Consider the following 17164-nt stretch of genomic DNA (forward strand, 5'->3'; position numbering starts at 1 on the left):
TGTCCCTGACAGACAACCTATCTTACCTAGCACAGCCACAACTGACCAAAAAAGCCAGATAAGCAATCTGACTTTTTCAAAAATCATTATTTTTTAGCATCGTCATCCATTGAGAGAACACTCAAGAAAGCTTCTTGAGGGACTTCTACCGAACCAATCGATTTCATGCGTTTTTTACCGGCTTTTTGCTTTTCGAGTAATTTACGTTTACGAGACACGTCACCACCATAACACTTAGCCAAAACGTTTTTACGAAGGGCCTTGATGTCTGAACGAGCAACAATTTTTTGACCGATAGCCGCTTGAATAGGCACTTCAAATTGTTGACGTGGAATGATCTTTTTCAACTTATCAACAATAATTTTCCCACGTTCATAAGCAAATTCTTTATGGACAATAAAGCTGAGCGCATCAACCTTATCCCCATTCAGCAGAATATCCATTTTCACCAGTTGTGACTTGCGGTATTCTGAAATTTCATAATCAAAGCTAGCATAGCCACGCGTTGATGATTTCAATTTATCAAAGAAATCAAACACAATTTCAGCCAGCGGAATTTGGTAAATCACATTGACACGATTATCATCAATATAATCCATGGTTACAAAGTCTCCACGCTTGCGCTGCGACAATTCCATAACAGCCCCAACGAACTCTTGTGGCACCATGATTTGCGCTTTAACATAAGGCTCTTCAATAGAAGCCACCCGCGTTGGATCAGGAAATTCTGAGGGATTAGACACTTCAATCATACCCCCATCAGTTGTGTGAACGTGATACACCACGGACGGTGCTGTCATGATCAAATCAATGTTAAACTCACGCTCTAAACGTTCTTGAATCACGTCCATATGAAGCAAACCTAAAAATCCACAACGGAAACCAAAGCCAAGAGCTTGTGACGTTTCTGGTTCAAACTGTAAACTGGCATCATTCAGTTGTAATTTTTCAAGCGCTTCACGCAAGTCATTGTATTTATTTGATTCAATCGGATAAATCCCTGCAAAGACCATGGGATTCATTTGTTTGTAGCCATGCAAGGCTTCCTTAGCTGGGTTATTAGCTAAAGTTACCGTATCCCCCACCCGAGTATCCGCTACTGTTTTAATAGAAGCCGCAACATAACCAACATCTCCCGTCGAAAGGAAATCTCGTCCAACTGCCTTAGGAGTGAAAATCCCAACTTCTGTGACATCAAAGGTTTTTCCATTCGACATCATTTGAATTTTATCGCCAGGTTTGACAATACCATTCACAATCCGAACTTGCAGGATAACGCCTCGATAAGCATCGTAAACAGAGTCAAAAATCAAGGCTTGTAAAGGCGAATCCACATCACCCGTAGGAGCAGGAACCTTCTCAACAATTTGCTCAAGAATTTCTTCAATCCCGATACCAGCCTTAGCTGACGCCAGAACAGCCTCAGAAGCATCAAGTCCAATGACATCTTCCACTTCATGGCGAACCCGTTCTGGATCAGCAGCCGGCAAATCAATTTTATTGATAACAGGTAAAATTTCCAAATCATTGTCGAGGGCTAGGTAAACGTTAGCCAATGTCTGCGCTTCAATTCCCTGCGCTGCATCAACCACTAGAATAGCTCCCTCGCAGGCTGCCAACGAACGAGATACTTCATAAGTAAAGTCCACATGCCCTGGGGTATCAATAAGGTGGAAAATGTACGTTTCCCCATCCTTAGCCGTATAATTAAGCTCAATAGCGTTTAACTTGATGGTAATCCCACGCTCACGCTCCAAATCCATGGAGTCCAGTAACTGGGCCTGCATTTCACGAGAGGAAACGGTCTCGGTCTTTTCCAAAATGCGATCAGCGAGAGTAGATTTGCCATGGTCAATATGTGCAATAATGGAGAAATTACGAATCTTCTCCTGACGTTTCTTTAAATCTTGACTGTTCATTCTATTTTCCTATACATTTAGTCTTTCCCTCTATTATAACAAAAAAGACAGGCTTTTGCCTATCTTTTCTTACTGATTATCTTTCGGAACAATAGCAGAGCTATCAAGTTCAGCTTGATTAAACCAAAGGGCAATCTCACGCCTAGCCGAGTCTCTTGAATCGGACCCATGCACCACGTTAAAAATACCTCCATCATCACCAGGAGCTTGGGCAAAATCACCACGAATGGTTCCGGGAAGAGCATCCTTAGGATTAGTTACCCCCATCATGGTTCGCCAAGAGGAAATCACCCGATTTCCCGACAGCACCCCAATTAAAACAGGACCACTTGTCATGTAAGCTTCAAGCTCAGGATAAAATGGTTTAGTTAGCAAGGCTTCGTAGTGCTTAGCCAAGAGTTCCGGACTAGCTTGCCGCAACTCCAAGCGTTCAAATGTAAATCCTCGACGCTCAATCCGCCGCAAAACCTCTCCAACTAACCCTCGCTTAACCCCATCCGGCTTAATCATAAAAAATGTTTGTTCCATCGCTCCACCCTCCTTCTCCTTTTGACTATTATAACATGAAAACGTTTTAATAGAAAGAATAGAAAGGCATAAGGATATGGTCTTTATCCCTCTCTCTCAAGTTACCATTGACGATGTTGAATTAAAACCATTCAAAACAACATAGCTCTAAAACTTATCATCATAATAATTAGATATATTAGTAGTTTTGGGACCATTCAAAACAACATAGCAAGTTAAAATAAGGCTAGTCCGTTATCAACTTGAAAAAGTGGCACCGAGTCGGTGCTTTTTGTATCTTTATTTTACCTTGTCGATAAACTAAAAACAAGCGTTTTCAAAGCGCTTGTTTTCTTGTTTTTGAAAAATGAATTCCTTAATTTTGAGTTGCTACTTTATCTTTGGGCTCTGCCATTTTGCCAATCCCACTAACCCCCATAGAAGAGCTTCGTAAATGGTGATAAAAAAGAGAAAACAGTGCAAGAAAAAGACTTCTGGAAGAATCCAGATCACAGGATCTTTCAAGGGGTCAAAGAGCCAATTGTTATCTCCTACAAAAAGCACCTTATGAAAAAGAATAAAAAAGTTTTCAAATCCAATAACACTAGCCATTAACCCAATCATAAGAGGAAACAAAGCTGCTATTATTAAAGGCCTTTGAATGGACCAGAAACTTTTAGTTTTGAATCTTTGCTTAAAAGACTTGACCGTTGGGTAAAGGAAACCTAGAAAGACGACTTGTGTGAGATGAAAAAACCACTTGACGTCTGCAAAATGCTTAAGCCCATCTGTCGACGATCTAAAACTAGCAAACGTCAAACTTGTCTCAAAGGGATTAGTGAGGTAATTGAGTAATCCGTTATAGTTATGCAAGATAGCATCCTTGCTCATAAAAACAACTTGTTCTAATTTCAGGTACTCCACCTCAAGAGGATACCATAGCCAAGCTGAATAGATTGTCATGAGAATGGCTAACACTAATATCCATATCCAGCTGCAAAGTAATTTAATGTTTTCTACCATCACAATTCCCACTCATCAAGACTAGATAGGACATGATCTGGCTGCACTGGTAATGTTGGTAATTCTTCAGGTCTCGTAAAACCTGTTGTCACCAGAATGGTTGCAATATCATTTTGAATGCCTGCCATAATATCAGTCAAGTAATTATCCCCAACCATCACTGCTTCGGAACGTTTGACTCCTAGGACTTCTAGTGATTTATTCATAATGATAGCATTGGGTTTTCCGATAAAAACAGGCTTCACACGTGTGGCAGCTTCTAATAAGGCATTCAATGCACCTGCTCCTGGCATCAGGCCACGTTCAGTCGGAATGTTTAAATCAGGATTTGTCCCAATAAAGAGGGCACCCTTTTGAATAGCCAAGGTGGCTATGGCTAACATCTCATAGGTCACCTGACTGTCTAAACCAACCACCACGTAAGCGGGATTCTCAAGTTCTTCTACATAGCCTGCGGCTGCAATAGCCGATTTAAGTCCAGTCTCACCAATAACATACGCTGTTTTGCCACGGTTCATGTCATTCATGTAATCAACGGTCGCCATAGTAGCTGTGTAGATAGTCTCAATGCCTGTCTCAACATTAAACTGTTTAGACAACATGTCTTGAACCATTTCAGGTGTGCGTGTTGTATTATTAGTCACCAATAAATAGGGAAGGTCTTTTTCTTGTAGGCGTTTGATAAACCGTTCCCCTGCTGGAATACGGTTTTTCCCTTGGTAAATTGTTCCGTCTAAATCAATTAAATAACCCTTATAAGGCACTAGTCTGTCTCGCTTTCTATTTGTTTAATCGCTCGCCATTCAATCGTGGCTTGGGCGTTCAGCTGCCCAGCTGTTATGATTTGATGATAAGAAGTCAATTGATCTAACTGATAACTGGAGGTAATTTGACCACCTGGTGAGACTTCTTTGACGTATTTTAAAGTCATGCGTAAAGGCTCATGAGCCTTTAGAAACTCATACCCCAACACATCATAAATCCAATCTAAATATTTACTGTTGTTAACGTGACCATTCATGTCAATGTCAAAATAGCGTACACGGTAATCTTGGTCAATGGGCTTTTCTAAGAGATGCATTTTAGGAGCTCGACGTAACTTTTTAACAAAATTAGTTTCAAACGGCGCTACTAAATCTTCCGGAATAGAGGCTACCTTGCGAGTTTCTGGATTGAGCAAAGCAAAATAAGCTAGAATATCTACCAAAAGTTGTCCCTCTTGGTCATAAATATAGAATTGTCGGTAACAAAAGAATTTATTATAAGATATGGCTTGTGTCTCAATGGTAATGGTTTCTTTGAAGCGAGGCAAGCGATGAATAGTTGCTTCATAATCCGTCACAATCCAAATTAAGCCGTATTGCTCTAAAAGGTAGTCATTACTTCGTCCTAATTGGGCAGATTGTCTCCCAGAGACCGTTAAACAATAGTCCAAGAGAAGCGGAAACTTAATATCTGATTTAACATCACACAGCTCAAAAGGAAGTTTGATGTCCTCGCGATAACTTAATCCCATAATAACTCTCCTAATCTAATATAAACCGCTCAGCAACAGAATCACCTAAGAAAAGACCCTTTTTAGTCATTCTGACAAAGGCATCATCTTTGACAAGCAGTCCTTGATCTTGAAGATCCCTAACAATAGTTCCATAGCGCTCCTCAAAAGAAATACCAAATTTTTCTTGAAATCGCTGGATGAAGACTCCTGTCTTTTTACGTAATCCTAAAAAGAGTTCCTCTTCCATCATTTCCTCTTTGCGCAGCACTTCCTCATTTAGTCTAGCATTCCCTGCTTCAACTGCCTTAAGGTAGTGCTGAATCGGTACCCTATTTTGATAGCGAATGCCATTAAGGTAACCCGAAGCCCCTGCACCACATCCAAAATATTCAACATTATCCCAATACATCAAGTTATGACGACTTTCAAAACCAGGTTTGGTAAAATTGGAAATTTCATAATGCTCAAAACCATTAGCTTCCATTTCTGAAATAATATACTCAAACATTTCCGCTTCCAAGTCTTCCGTTGGTAAGTTAAGTTTACCACGTCGCATTTTGTTCATAAAAACGGTGTGATGTTCCAAAATAAGGCTATAAAGACTAAGGTGGGGAATATCAAGTGCCAGAGCTTTAGCAACATTTTCCTTGACTTGAGCTAAGGTTTGACCTGGCAAAGCATAAATTAAATCAATGGAAATATTGTGAAAGCCTGCAGCTTTTAAATTAGCGATGGTGCTATAAATTTGTTCTTCATTATGGCTACGGCCAATCTGCTTTAATTGTTTATTATTAAAGGTTTGCACACCAAGCGAAATCCGGTTGACAGATGATTGTTTGAGCACTTCAATTTTATCTGGGGTTAAATCACCAGGATTGGCCTCAATAGTGAACTCTTCAAGATAATCTAAATTGAGGTTTCGTTCAAGGTGACTTAATAAATACTTCAGCTGAGCTGCAGTAATCGCCGTTGGCGTTCCCCCTCCAATATAAAGAGTCTTTAAGTCATTAATGTCATAGGATTCGAATTCTTGAATCAGCGCTTCCAAGTAGGCATCAACAGGTTGATTTTGGATAAAGACTTTAGAAAAGTCACAATAGTAACAAATTTGTGTGCAAAAAGGAATATGCACATAAGCTGAGGTAGGTTTTTTTGACATGTTCTTATTATACCACTTTAGAGACCAAACGCCTCACTAAGAATACCTTTCTACACTTTACTCATGCTTTAAAGAGGTCTTTAACCAGTTGGCAAATCAACTTACCGTCAGTTGATTTAAAAGCCAAATCATCAACTTTCTGGTAAAAGCCATGGGCTTGGTAAAAGATTCTTGCTGCTCCTTGCTCAACTGTAACGGTTAGCTGTAAAGCGTTTCCCTTAGTAGCTGCCAAAAGATGCTCCTCAATAGTAGTTAACATAGCTGGTGATATGACCTTTTGCTCTGCCTTGGTCAGTATTACTAAATCCATATGAACGGTTTCATTTGATTTTTCTAACACAAGCAAAGCCAGTCTAGAGCCATTACGAAGTAACTGTAAAACTTCTTTTTCATCCTCAACTGCAGCTTCAAAGGTCTGAATAGCCCCTACGCTGGATAAAGAGTGACAAGCTATTTCTTCATCCCTTAACAGCTGTCTGCCTACTTGTGTGGAAAGGGGCATAACATAAAACGAAGGCGTGTCTAGCAAGCGCGCAAAACTTTTAGTTAACTGCTTAATGCGACGGTTTTGAATATCTTCTTTTGGGGTTTGATAAACATATGAAGCATAACCATCTTGAAATTCAGGAATCATGTCTAAGTAAAGTTTGGCTGCAAAAGGAGGCAGTAAGTCCGCTAGTTTTTCGATTTGCTGTTTTGTCATCCGATATCCTTTCTCTTCTACTTTAGCAATTTATAAAAAGAGACTTGAGCTAAACGCCCCAAGCCTCTTTCCAATTGTTGACAGAAGCCTTAGAATTAAGGTTTCTTGTTTGTACTCAACTCGTTAGTTATCGCATCCGATTTCTGTACGGACTACATCAGCAATAGTATCGACATAATAATCAACTTCGGCATCTGTTGGCGCCTCTGCCATGACACGAAGAAGAGGTTCTGTACCACTCGGTCTCACGAGAATACGACCATTACCAGCCATTTCATCCTCCATTTTTGCAATGATGTTAGCAATAGCTGGAACTTCCATAGCACGTTCTTTCATGCTGTTTTTCACACGAATATTAACCAGCTTTTGAGGGTAAATGGTTACTTCAGCAGCTAATTCCGAAAGTGATTTTCCAGTTTCCTTCATCACCTTAGTTAATTGGATAGCTGTCAACTGACCATCTCCAGTGGTATTGTAGTCCATGATAATGACATGGCCTGATTGCTCACCACCGAGATTGTATCCTGAGCGACGCATTTCTTCAACCACATAGCGGTCTCCAACTGCTGTAATTGCTTTATTTATACCTTGTTTATCTAAAGCTTTATGAAAACCGAGGTTAGACATCACCGTTGTGACAATGGTATTGTGAGCAAGAAGTCTTTTTTCTGACAAGTATTTACCAATGATAAACATAATACGATCGCCGTCAACAATCTCGCCAGTTTCGTCCACGGCAATCAGACGGTCGCTATCGCCGTCAAAGGCTAAACCAAGATCTGCTCCTGTTTCCTTAACTAACTCTTGAAGCTGTTCTGGATGCGTTGAACCAACACCGTCATTAATATTAAGACCATTTGGTTTTTCACCAATGACAGCAATTTCTGCATTTAAATCTAAAAAGACATCACGTGCTGACACTGAAGCAGCTCCATTAGCAGTGTCTAAGGCAACTGTCATACCACTTAAGTCAGTACCTGTTGTTACCAAGAACTTTTCATATTTACGAAGTCCTTCTGGATAATCTACCAAGGTTCCAAGTCCTTCTGCACTTGGGCGAGGAAGCGTGTCCTCCGGAGCATCTAAGAGAGCTTCAATTTCCAATTCTTGGTCATCAGCTAACTTAAACCCATCATTCCCAAAGAATTTAATACCATTGTCAAGCGCAGGGTTATGACTCGCAGAAATCATCACACCAGCACTTGCTTTTTCAGTTCTAACTAAATAAGAGACACCAGGTGTCGCTAAAACACCAAGTTTATAAACTTCAATACCAACAGATAGTAGACCAGCAATCAAGGCTGACTCCAACATTTCTCCTGAAATACGGGTGTCACGCGCCACAAAAACTTTAGGTCTCTCGGTCTCATGTTGACTCAAAACATAACCACCGAAGCGGCCCAGTTTAAAAGCCAACTCAGGTGTCAGTTCAACATTTGCTTCGCCACGAACACCATCTGTTCCAAAATATTTTCCCATAATTTATATAAGCCTAATGGCTTCCTCCATTCAATTTTCTTAGCTATTATCCATTATTTTTTAGTAGTTGTCAACTGAACGGTCACTACTGAGGGCTCAATAGAAACCTGATTAGATGACAAACTCACAGTCTTACTCGTATTTTTAGTGACATCAGAGATGTTGACTTCTGCTACAATTTCGTTAATGGCTTCTAGGGCCTCTCGACTTCCTGAAATAAGAGCAGTCTGTTTTGACAATTTATATTGAATATCTGATAACCGGTCATCCATTACACCAACCGCTTCAACCCTAATCGGTACAGACTTAGTGATCCGCTTAACCCCGACAAACAAGTTAGCTTTTGCCGGATCTATAGCACTAGCCAAAATCGTTCCATCAGCAGAAACAGCTTGAAGCGTTACCCGACTACTGTAATTAGCATCCAATACCTGATCATCTGGTAATTTTGCCACAACATGATCAATCAAAGCAATGGTTGAGTCATCACTGGTCACTTCAACCCTATCAATCCCTGTTTCAATTTTATTGATTTCATAACCATTGGCAATCTGTTTGGCATCAACTGCTCCTCGAACTGGAAACATTTTGGATTCTTTTTTACCAATAATCACTGAAATCTTATCCGGTGATACCGTAGCGGTTACCCCAGAAGGTAAATTTTCCACTTTCAGGTCGACTGTGGCAGTGCCTGGATGACTCTTTGTTAAATCCGCAACGATTTTAAAACTGCGAGTATCACTATTTACTTCAGAATCCAATTTAACACGATTAGTCGATGTTAGATAAACTTCAGTGCCATAAGAGTAGCCACTGATAAAGTATTTTTCACTGTCATATTTCATGTCAATAGGAACATCTTTGAGACTATGCGTATAGGTTTCAATCGGACTATAGGTTTGCGAACCAGAATTATTATGGTTACTAGACGCAGCTGTCAAAAATAACAGAATGGCAAAAAAGACCGAAACTAGCCCTAACCAAGGGCGGCTATTTAAAAATCGTTTCATTTGCCTTGTCCTCCTAGAATTTTCTTGTACCATGGTAAAGTCATCGTTGGTTCACTGATTAAATAAGTTCGCAAAACAGTCTCAAATTCTTCTGCAGTCAGATCATGTAAAAATTGTCCTTTACGGGCAACCGAGGTGGCTCCTGTTTCTTCTGAAACAATAATAGTTAAGGCATCTGAGTTTTCAGATAGGCCAATTGCTGCTCGGTGCCTTGTCCCAAATTCCTTAGAAATTGTCATGGATTCTGACAAAGGTAGGTAAGCACTAGCTGCTACTATTTTATTATGGCCAACAATGACTGCACCATCATGCAGTGGAGTGTTAGGAATAAAAATATTGATTAAGAGTTGGCTGGAAATATCTGCATTTAAAGGGATTCCTGTGGCAATGTATTCTTGTAAGGTTTGAGTCTGCTCAATAGCAATCAAAGCACCGATTTTTCGAGGACCCATATAAGCAACAGACTTGATTAATGCGTCTACTAAGGCTTCTTCACTGCTAACCGTTTGCTTTTGTAAAAAGACCTGTGTAGAGCGACCAAATTTTTCAAGTCCTGCACGGATTTCTGGCGCAAAAATCACAACCCCAGCGATAACCCCATACGTAATAACCTGGTTCATCAAATAGGTAATAGTGGTGAAACCAATCCATTCCGCCATAAACCGAATAATCAAAAAGAAAATAACCCCCTGCACCAAGGACATGATTTTGGTACCTGTCAAGGCCTTAATAAAACGATAAATCAAGTAAGCCACAATCAAAATATCCAAGAGATGCACCGCTAGCATCCAGGGATCAGAAAATAAACTCAATAAAAACTTGGTGTCAATACTAGATAAATTACTCATACAACTCTCATTTCTATGTAAAAATAGATATCATTAACATTATATCATGATTCGTGACGTTTTTCTCTATCTAAAATTAAGAAACTTATGCTAAAATATAAACATGAAAATGAAGACATTACTCGGTCTCAGCGCCGGCAAAACAGCTCAATTGATGTTAAAGAAACTAGGGCGCGGTTCTACTTATCCCGGCCGTTTAGCGCTAGCCTTCGATAAAGATATTTTAGATAGCCTCTCAAAAGATTATGAGATTGTTGTCATCACAGGTACCAATGGGAAAACATTGACAACAGCTTTAACCGTAGGTATCTTGAAAGAAGCATTCGGCGAAGTACTTACCAACCCGAGCGGTGCCAATATGATTACGGGAATTACCGCAGCTTTTTTATCAGCTAAAAAAGGAAAATCTGGTAAACACATTGCTGTCTTGGAAATTGATGAAGCAAGTCTTCCAAAGATTACTAATTACCTCAAACCAAGTCTCTTTGTCTACACCAACATTTTTAGAGATCAGATGGACCGCTATGGGGAGATTTATACCACTTATCAAATGATTGTTGATGGAGCAAGCAAGGCACCTCAAGCAACTATCTTAGCCAATGGCGACAGCCCTATTTTCTCTTCAAAAGACTTAGTTAATCCGATGCAGTATTATGGTTTTGATACTGCTAAGCATTCCCCACAATTGGCTCATTACAACACTGAAGGCATCCTATGCCCTAAATGCGAACACATCCTACAATACCACCTCAATACCTATGCCAATCTTGGAGACTTTATTTGTTTAAATTGTGGCTTCAAGAGACCACAGTTGGATTATCGATTAACTGAACTCACGACAATTACCAATCACAGTTCTGAGTTTATCATTGATGGTCAAGATTACAAAATCAATGTCGGTGGTTTATATAACATTTACAACGCCCTCGCTGCCGTCTCTGTTGCTGAATTTTTCGGGGTTTCTCCCGAGAAAATTAAGGCTGGTTTTAACAAAAGCAAGGCCGTTTTCGGTCGCCAAGAAACCTTTAAGATTGGTGATAAATCCTGCACCCTTGTGCTTATCAAAAATCCTGTTGGAGCCAGTCAAGCACTGGAAATGATTCAATTGGCAGATTACCCATTTAGCCTATCTGTTTTACTGAATGCCAATTACGCTGATGGCATTGATACCAGCTGGATTTGGGATGCTAATTTCGAACTCATTACACAAATGCCAATTACTGAGATTAATGCTGGTGGTGTCCGTCACTCTGAAATTGCCAGAAGACTTAGAGTCACAGGATTTGACGATACTAATATAAAACAAGCTGAAAAGCTCGAGCAAATCATGGAAGCTATTGAAAAACAAGAAAGCAAACATGCTTATATTTTAGCAACCTATACTGCAATGCTAGAATTTCGTAGCTTGCTAGCTGACCGCCATGTGGTTGAAAAGGAGATGAACTAATGACTTACACTTCACTAAAATCTCCAGCAAACACTGACTATCTCTATGACCTAAACATTGCTCATCTCTATGGAAACCTGATGAATACCTACGGTGACAACGGGAACGTCTTGATGCTCAAGTATGTCGCTGAAAAACTTGGAGCTAGAGTTACTGTTGATATTGTTTCTCTCAATGATGCCTTTGACCAAGAGTACTACGACCTTGTTTTTTTTGGTGGTGGACAAGACTATGAGCAAACCATCGTTGCTAAGGATTTGCCTAGCAAAAAAGCTGCCTTAGCGGATTACATTGCTAAGAATAAAGTGGTACTTGCCATCTGCGGTGGCTTCCAATTGCTAGGGCAATACTATGTCCAAGCTAATGGGGTTAAAATCGATGGACTTGGGATTATGGGACACTACACCCTTAACCAGCACCAAAATCGCTTTATTGGAGACATTAAAATCCACAATGAGGCATTTAACGAAACCTACTATGGCTTTGAAAATCATCAAGGACGTACCTTCTTATCCAATGACGAAAAGCCACTTGGACGAGTGGTTTATGGCAATGGTAATAATAAGGAAGACCAAACTGAAGGTGTTCACTATAAAAACGTCTACGGCAGTTATTTCCATGGTCCTATCTTATCACGCAACGTGAACCTTGCTTACCGCCTTGTAACAACAGCTCTCAAAGAAAAGTACGGATCAGCTATTGCACTACCTAGCTATGACGATATACTGAAACAAGAAGTCGCTGAAGAATACGCCGACATCAAAAGTAAAGCTGCCTTTTATAAAGCTTAAGTTCTTTTTTCATATCGTCAAACAAAAACTCCTAAGCGGGACATGTCCCGCTTAGGAGTTTTATTATTTTTCCTTCTTACAGAATTTCTCAGTGCTTAAAATCATTAAGCAACAATAGCTTTAGCAACTTCTTCAACGGTCATACGTGAGAAGTATTGAGTCGTATCAATCGTTTGCAAACGTTCAAGAACATCCCGGTACTCATATTTACAACCAATTAATAGGTTCTCAATATCTTGAACATCTTTGATTCCAAAGAAATCACCATAGATTTTAAGGTTTTTAATAATAGAATTTTCAACATTTGCGAAGGTTGAAATTTTACCTGCAGGGTAACGAACATTGCGTTCAATAGTGTACTCTGGAGCTTTCCCATAAGTCCAGTCCCAGCTACCAAATTGCTCTTTGGCAGATTGTTCAATCTTAGCTAACTCATCTTCTGACAAGACATATTCTGTCATATCTGGGTAAGTTTCTTTCATTTTGGCCAAGATTTTATCTGAAAATTCCTCAACGGTAATTTTTTCTGGTAATTCATTTAAAATATTGGTCACGCGAGCACGAACAGACTTCACTCCTTTAGACTCAATCTTGTCCTTACTTACTTTAAGAGCATCGCCAAGAACGGTCATATCCACATCAAACAAAAGGCAACCATGGTGCATCATGCGACCCTTGTAATAGGCTTGAGCATTACCACAGATTTTTTTGCCATCAATCTCAATATCATTACGACCTGTAAAATTAGCTGTCACACCTAAATCAGCTAAAGTCGCAATCACAGGTTGTGAGAAAGTTTTGAAATCAAAAGCCCCTTCAGCTGTTTTGTTAGAAATAATGGTGTAGTTCAAATTATTCAAATCATGGTAAACCGCACCACCACCAGACAAACGTCGCACAACATGAATACCATGTTCATCAATGTATTCTTTATTGATTTCTTGAATTGTGTTTTGATGTTTGCCAATAATAATAGCCGGCTCATTGATCCAAAGGATAAACAATTCGTCTTCTTCCACTAGTTCTCTAAAAGCATAAGCTTCCAGAGCAATGTTAAAGGCAGGATTTTGACTTTTGTTAACGATGTATTTCATAGGAAAAAAGTCCTTTCAAAAATATGTAATCTACTTCTCTAGTATAATGAAAACAAGCCTAAATGACAAGCTTTCTAGACCAACTAACTAAGGGTAATATTACCAAAAGCGTTGGTGATGAGTAATTGACGAGGATGGGTCCCTTCACGATAGTAATGGCAACTTGTAGATTGTTGACCAAAAATATGACAACTTCCAAAATCTGTTGTCACATCAATAGTCACTTCTGTCTGATCTTGAGGTAAAAGTCTGACATCAGCATTACCACTAGCCATCTCTAAAAGCATGCGTTCAAAATTACTATTTTCAAGTGCCACATCACCATTAGCCAGCCTCATTTCAACTTGGCATAATTGACTCTGATTGATATGCGTATCCCCATTCTGATTATCAATGATGAGTCGATCTGAGCAAGTCCCGTTAGTCATTCCGATGTCGCCATTGTAACAGATAAGGTGAGTGTTAGCACTCTGGCTTTCTTGCCAGCTCATATCACCATTATTTAATTCCAGCTTTAGGTCTTGGAAATGACAATTCGAGAAACTGATATCTCCATTGACTAAAAAGCCTGATAATTGCTCAGCGGAAATAGCTCTTGCCTTAACATTACCATTGGTTAGGGTAAGCTGACATGTTTTGACAGCAAGACTTTCTATGTCGCCATCGGACGATACCAGATGGATAGCAAGATTTGTAAGAGTCAGTCCTTTGGGAACTAATAAGGTCAGCTTAGGTAACAAAAAATCAGGAACTTTGTCAGTTACTAGATTCAAAAAACGGAAGTTTTGCTTGGGTCTTGGTTTTACTTGTTTAATACTAAATTGCTCATCTCCTTGTTCTATCTGCAGAAAGGTCGAGAGGTTAGAAGGATAATCTAAAGTTAGCTGAGTAACGTCAGCTTCTCTAATCATGAGGTCAATATCCTCTAAGAAAACGGAAACTTTTTTGGTCACTACAACCTTGCTATCTTCAAGCGCCATGAATTCTCTCATCTCCATGGGAATGCCTTGTACCTTCATCTCTGATAACAAGTCTTGAGCAACTTGGTGGGGGGTCACCAAGTTCAGCAAGAGCATCGCTGGACTCTCCTACTTCTGCCAAATACTCTGTGAAAAAGACTAGTGCCTCTTCTCTAGCCTGAACAGGTAAACTGCTTAGGTCATGCTCTAATACTTGTAAAAAATCTTGCCTCATCATTTTGTTTCTCCTTTTGCCAATGCTAAGATAGCTGCCGAATAACGCAGCCATTCCTTCTCCAAAAATAGCAACTGTTCATACCCTTTCTCAGTTGGTTGGTAATACTTCCGTTGTCTCCCCTGATGAGCTTCCGTGTATGTCGATAGCCACCCATTTAACTCCATTTTCTTTAAAATAGGATAAAGGGTAGATTCCTTGATAGGGGTTAATTGCCGCAACTGCTGACAGATATCATAGCCATAAGAAGCTTTTTGCCCTACCATTCCCAATACTAAAAACTCAATCACAGGGGATGGTACTGGATAATACATGGTCACCTCCATAGATTTATTTTATTTATATACTTAATTTAAATATATATAAAATATAACTCTATCATGAGATTTTGTCAAGCTAAAACGGGCCCTCTAGCTTGATTGAGTTCTTAATACTGGAAAGTTTTTAGAGAGTATTAGATGAAATCGTCTTCTCCATAAGAAATAGCTGTAGAACCATGGTTCTACAGCTATTTTATTTATTCTGAGGTAAGATTTGACGACAATTATTTGCGTTTTGGTGGGTTGTGGATAGCTTCACCAAGAACATCTGCAAAGGCTTCATACATCACTTCAGAGAAGGTTGGGTGTCCATGAATTGATAATAACAATTCATCAACTGTTAATTCTGATTCCATAATTGTTGCTGCTTCGTTAATCATTTCTGCTGCAGTTGGACCAATAATATGAACACCTAAGATTTCATGGTATTTGGCATCAGCAATAACTTTAACAAAACCATGTGCTTCATTTGAAGCAATCGCGCGTCCGTTACCGGTAAAGCTATTTTTTCCGATAAGCACATCACCATATTGCTCACGAGCTTGTTCTTCAGTTAAACCAACCATTGCCACTTCAGGGTGTGTGTAAACAGCCGCTGGTGTGTATTTAAGGTTAGCTTTACGAGTTGTGTTACCATGCATAGCATTTTCTGCAGCCACTTCACCCATACGGTAAGCAGCATGAGCAAGCATTTTAGTTCCGTTAACGTCACCTGGTGCATAGATACCTGGAATTGATGTCTCTTGGTAGTCATTAACTTTGATACGGTTACGATCCATTTCAAGGTTAAGGTTTTCAAGACCGTTCATTTGTGGTACACGTCCGATAGAAAGCAAGGCTTTTTCAGCGACAACTTCTTCACCATTGTTAAGTTTCAAGGTCAATTGGTTATTTGCTTCAACAATTTCAGAGACACCAACAGATGTTTTGATCTTCATACCTTTCTTAGAAAGGATTTTTTGAAGTTCAAAAGATACTTCTTTATCCATAGCTGGGATAATGCGGTCAGCCATTTCAATAACGGTAACATCAACACCGTAAGATGCCCAAACAAGTCCAAGCTCGATACCAACAACACCACCACCCATAACTGCTAGTGATTTTGGCATTTCACGGAGGTCAAGGATATCGTCAGACGTTAAGACAAGTTTAGAGTCAATACCTGGGATATTGATACGTGATACTTTAGAACCTGTAGCAAGGATAACGTTGCGACCCTTAATGGTTTGTGATCCAATAGTAACTGTCTTATCAGGGTTTACTTGAGCAAGCCCGTTAAAGATAGTGACTTTATTAGCCTTTAGAAGACCTTGAACGCCGCCTGTTAATGTTTTAACAACAGTGTTCTTGAAGTCAACTGTTTTATCCATGTCAATGGTATAGTTAGTTGAGGCAAGATTAATCCCACGTCCTGCTGCGATCTTGATACCATCAAGAATTTCAGCATTTTTAAGGTAAGTTTTGGTTGGAATACATCCTACGTTCAAGCAAGTTCCACCAAATTCAGATTTCTCAACGATTGCAATTTTACCACCAAGTTGGGCACCACGAATAGCTGCATAATAACCTGCAGGTCCACCACCGACAACGATGATGTCATACTCATCATCAGCAAGTACAGCTTTTGGTGCAGCTGAAGCAGCTTGAACTGGTGCCTTTGGTACTTCAAGTCCGGCAGCTTCTAAATCTTCTGTTGTACGAGCAACATTCACATCTGAAGCAGCGGGGCTAGAAACCTCAACAGATTCACCTTCTGCACCGATGTAACCAATAACTTCTGTTACAGGTACTGTTTCACCGGCTTGACGTGTAATTTTAAGAAGAACACCTGAGTCTTCTGCTTCAAGTTCCATATTGGTTTTATCTGACATGATTTCAAGAAGAATATCGCCTTCATTGACAGTATCACCTTCTTGTTTTTTCCACTCGATGATTTCACCTTCTGCCATGTCAACACCGAGTTTCGGCATAATAATTTCAACAGCCATAATTTAAGATACCAAGAGCGAGGAGAAAGCGATTGAATTTTTGCGGTAAGTCAGAAATCTTTGATTTTGTTGACGCACCCACGTCAGGACGACTAGGACTTTCCGAAACAAAAATTGAGGAAAGTTCAGACGTCTACGACGCTAAGATTAGCCAACTCTTACCACTTTTATCCGAGCTTTCCGC

The 17164-nt window shown here is 39.8% G+C and carries 17 protein-coding genes; 2 read left to right on the forward strand and 15 right to left on the reverse strand.

Annotation, left to right across the window (positions count from 1 at the left end):
* Positions 1-86: 86 nt before the first annotated feature.
* The 10 genes from lepA to cdaA form a co-directional block, all read right to left on the reverse strand.
* Complete coding sequence (gene lepA, locus DYD17_RS06540; protein ID WP_003051150.1) at positions 87-1919, reverse strand: translation elongation factor 4; 1833 nt, start codon at positions 1917-1919, stop codon at positions 87-89.
* Between the two features lie 69 nt (positions 1920-1988).
* Positions 1989-2447 (reverse strand): nucleoside-diphosphate kinase, encoded by a 459-nt coding sequence (gene ndk, locus DYD17_RS06545; RefSeq protein WP_003051153.1) that lies wholly within the window; start codon positions 2445-2447, stop codon positions 1989-1991.
* A gap of 369 nt (positions 2448-2816) precedes the next feature.
* A complete protein-coding gene (locus DYD17_RS06550; protein WP_003051155.1) occupies positions 2817-3449 on the reverse strand; it encodes a TIGR01906 family membrane protein in 633 nt (210 codons plus the stop codon).
* Positions 3449-4213: a TIGR01457 family HAD-type hydrolase gene (locus DYD17_RS06555; protein ID WP_003051156.1), complete on the reverse strand. Its 765-nt coding sequence runs from the start codon at positions 4211-4213 to the stop codon at positions 3449-3451. The genes DYD17_RS06550 and DYD17_RS06555 overlap by 1 nt, the downstream gene beginning before the upstream one ends.
* Entirely contained in the window at positions 4213-4965 is a 753-nt protein-coding gene (locus tag DYD17_RS06560; RefSeq protein ID WP_115276409.1) for an acyl-[acyl-carrier-protein] thioesterase, read from the reverse strand. The genes DYD17_RS06555 and DYD17_RS06560 overlap by 1 nt, the downstream gene beginning before the upstream one ends.
* 10 nt (positions 4966-4975) lie before the next feature.
* Positions 4976-6106: a radical SAM family heme chaperone HemW gene (gene hemW / locus DYD17_RS06565; RefSeq protein WP_003051158.1), complete on the reverse strand. Its 1131-nt coding sequence runs from the start codon at positions 6104-6106 to the stop codon at positions 4976-4978.
* Positions 6107-6167: 61 nt separating this feature from the next.
* Positions 6168-6809 carry a GNAT family N-acetyltransferase gene (locus DYD17_RS06570; protein WP_003051159.1) on the reverse strand — a complete coding sequence of 214 codons (642 nt, stop codon included), beginning with the start codon at positions 6807-6809 and terminating at the stop codon, positions 6168-6170.
* Positions 6810-6932: 123 nt separating this feature from the next.
* Entirely contained in the window at positions 6933-8288 is a 1356-nt protein-coding gene (glmM, locus tag DYD17_RS06575) for a phosphoglucosamine mutase (RefSeq protein WP_115252930.1), read from the reverse strand.
* 53 nt (positions 8289-8341) lie between these two features.
* Positions 8342-9298: a CdaR family protein gene (locus DYD17_RS06580; protein WP_003051161.1), complete on the reverse strand. Its 957-nt coding sequence runs from the start codon at positions 9296-9298 to the stop codon at positions 8342-8344.
* Positions 9295-10146: a diadenylate cyclase CdaA gene (gene cdaA / locus DYD17_RS06585; RefSeq protein ID WP_003051162.1), complete on the reverse strand. Its 852-nt coding sequence runs from the start codon at positions 10144-10146 to the stop codon at positions 9295-9297. The genes DYD17_RS06580 and cdaA overlap by 4 nt, the downstream gene beginning before the upstream one ends.
* A 103-nt stretch (positions 10147-10249) precedes the next feature.
* On the opposite strand from cdaA, the gene murT reads away from it, so the two are divergent.
* Positions 10250-11593 carry a lipid II isoglutaminyl synthase subunit MurT gene (gene murT, locus DYD17_RS06590; RefSeq protein ID WP_003051163.1) on the forward strand — a complete coding sequence of 448 codons (1344 nt, stop codon included), beginning with the start codon at positions 10250-10252 and terminating at the stop codon, positions 11591-11593.
* Entirely contained in the window at positions 11593-12384 is a 792-nt protein-coding gene (gene gatD, locus DYD17_RS06595) for a lipid II isoglutaminyl synthase subunit GatD (RefSeq protein WP_003051164.1), read from the forward strand. Before murT ends, gatD begins: the two co-directional genes overlap by 1 nt.
* Positions 12385-12488: 104 nt before the next feature.
* Here gatD and DYD17_RS06600 read toward each other — a convergent pair whose 3' ends face one another.
* From DYD17_RS06600 to lpdA, 5 genes are all read right to left on the reverse strand, one after another.
* A complete protein-coding gene (locus tag DYD17_RS06600) occupies positions 12489-13478 on the reverse strand; it encodes a lipoate--protein ligase (protein ID WP_115252932.1) in 990 nt (329 codons plus the stop codon).
* Positions 13479-13561: 83 nt separating this feature from the next.
* The gene (locus DYD17_RS06605; protein WP_236593278.1) at positions 13562-14458 is read right to left on the reverse strand and encodes a DUF4097 family beta strand repeat-containing protein; all 897 of its coding nucleotides are present in this window, start codon (positions 14456-14458) and stop codon (positions 13562-13564) included.
* Positions 14448-14675, reverse strand: coding sequence for an HAAS signaling domain-containing protein (locus DYD17_RS11185; RefSeq protein WP_236593277.1), 228 nt, complete (start codon positions 14673-14675; stop codon positions 14448-14450). The genes DYD17_RS06605 and DYD17_RS11185 overlap by 11 nt, the downstream gene beginning before the upstream one ends.
* Positions 14672-14986 (reverse strand): PadR family transcriptional regulator, encoded by a 315-nt coding sequence (locus DYD17_RS06610; RefSeq protein ID WP_003051169.1) that lies wholly within the window; start codon positions 14984-14986, stop codon positions 14672-14674. The genes DYD17_RS11185 and DYD17_RS06610 overlap by 4 nt, the downstream gene beginning before the upstream one ends.
* Before the next feature lie 230 nt (positions 14987-15216).
* On the reverse strand, positions 15217-16980 hold the full coding sequence (gene lpdA, locus DYD17_RS06615) for a dihydrolipoyl dehydrogenase (protein ID WP_115252933.1): 1764 nt from the start codon (positions 16978-16980) through the stop codon (positions 15217-15219).
* Positions 16981-17164: the final 184 nt, after the last annotated feature.

The sequence above is a fragment of the Streptococcus dysgalactiae subsp. dysgalactiae genome (genome assembly GCF_900459225.1).
Classification (GTDB): Bacteria; Bacillota; Bacilli; order Lactobacillales; family Streptococcaceae; genus Streptococcus; species Streptococcus dysgalactiae.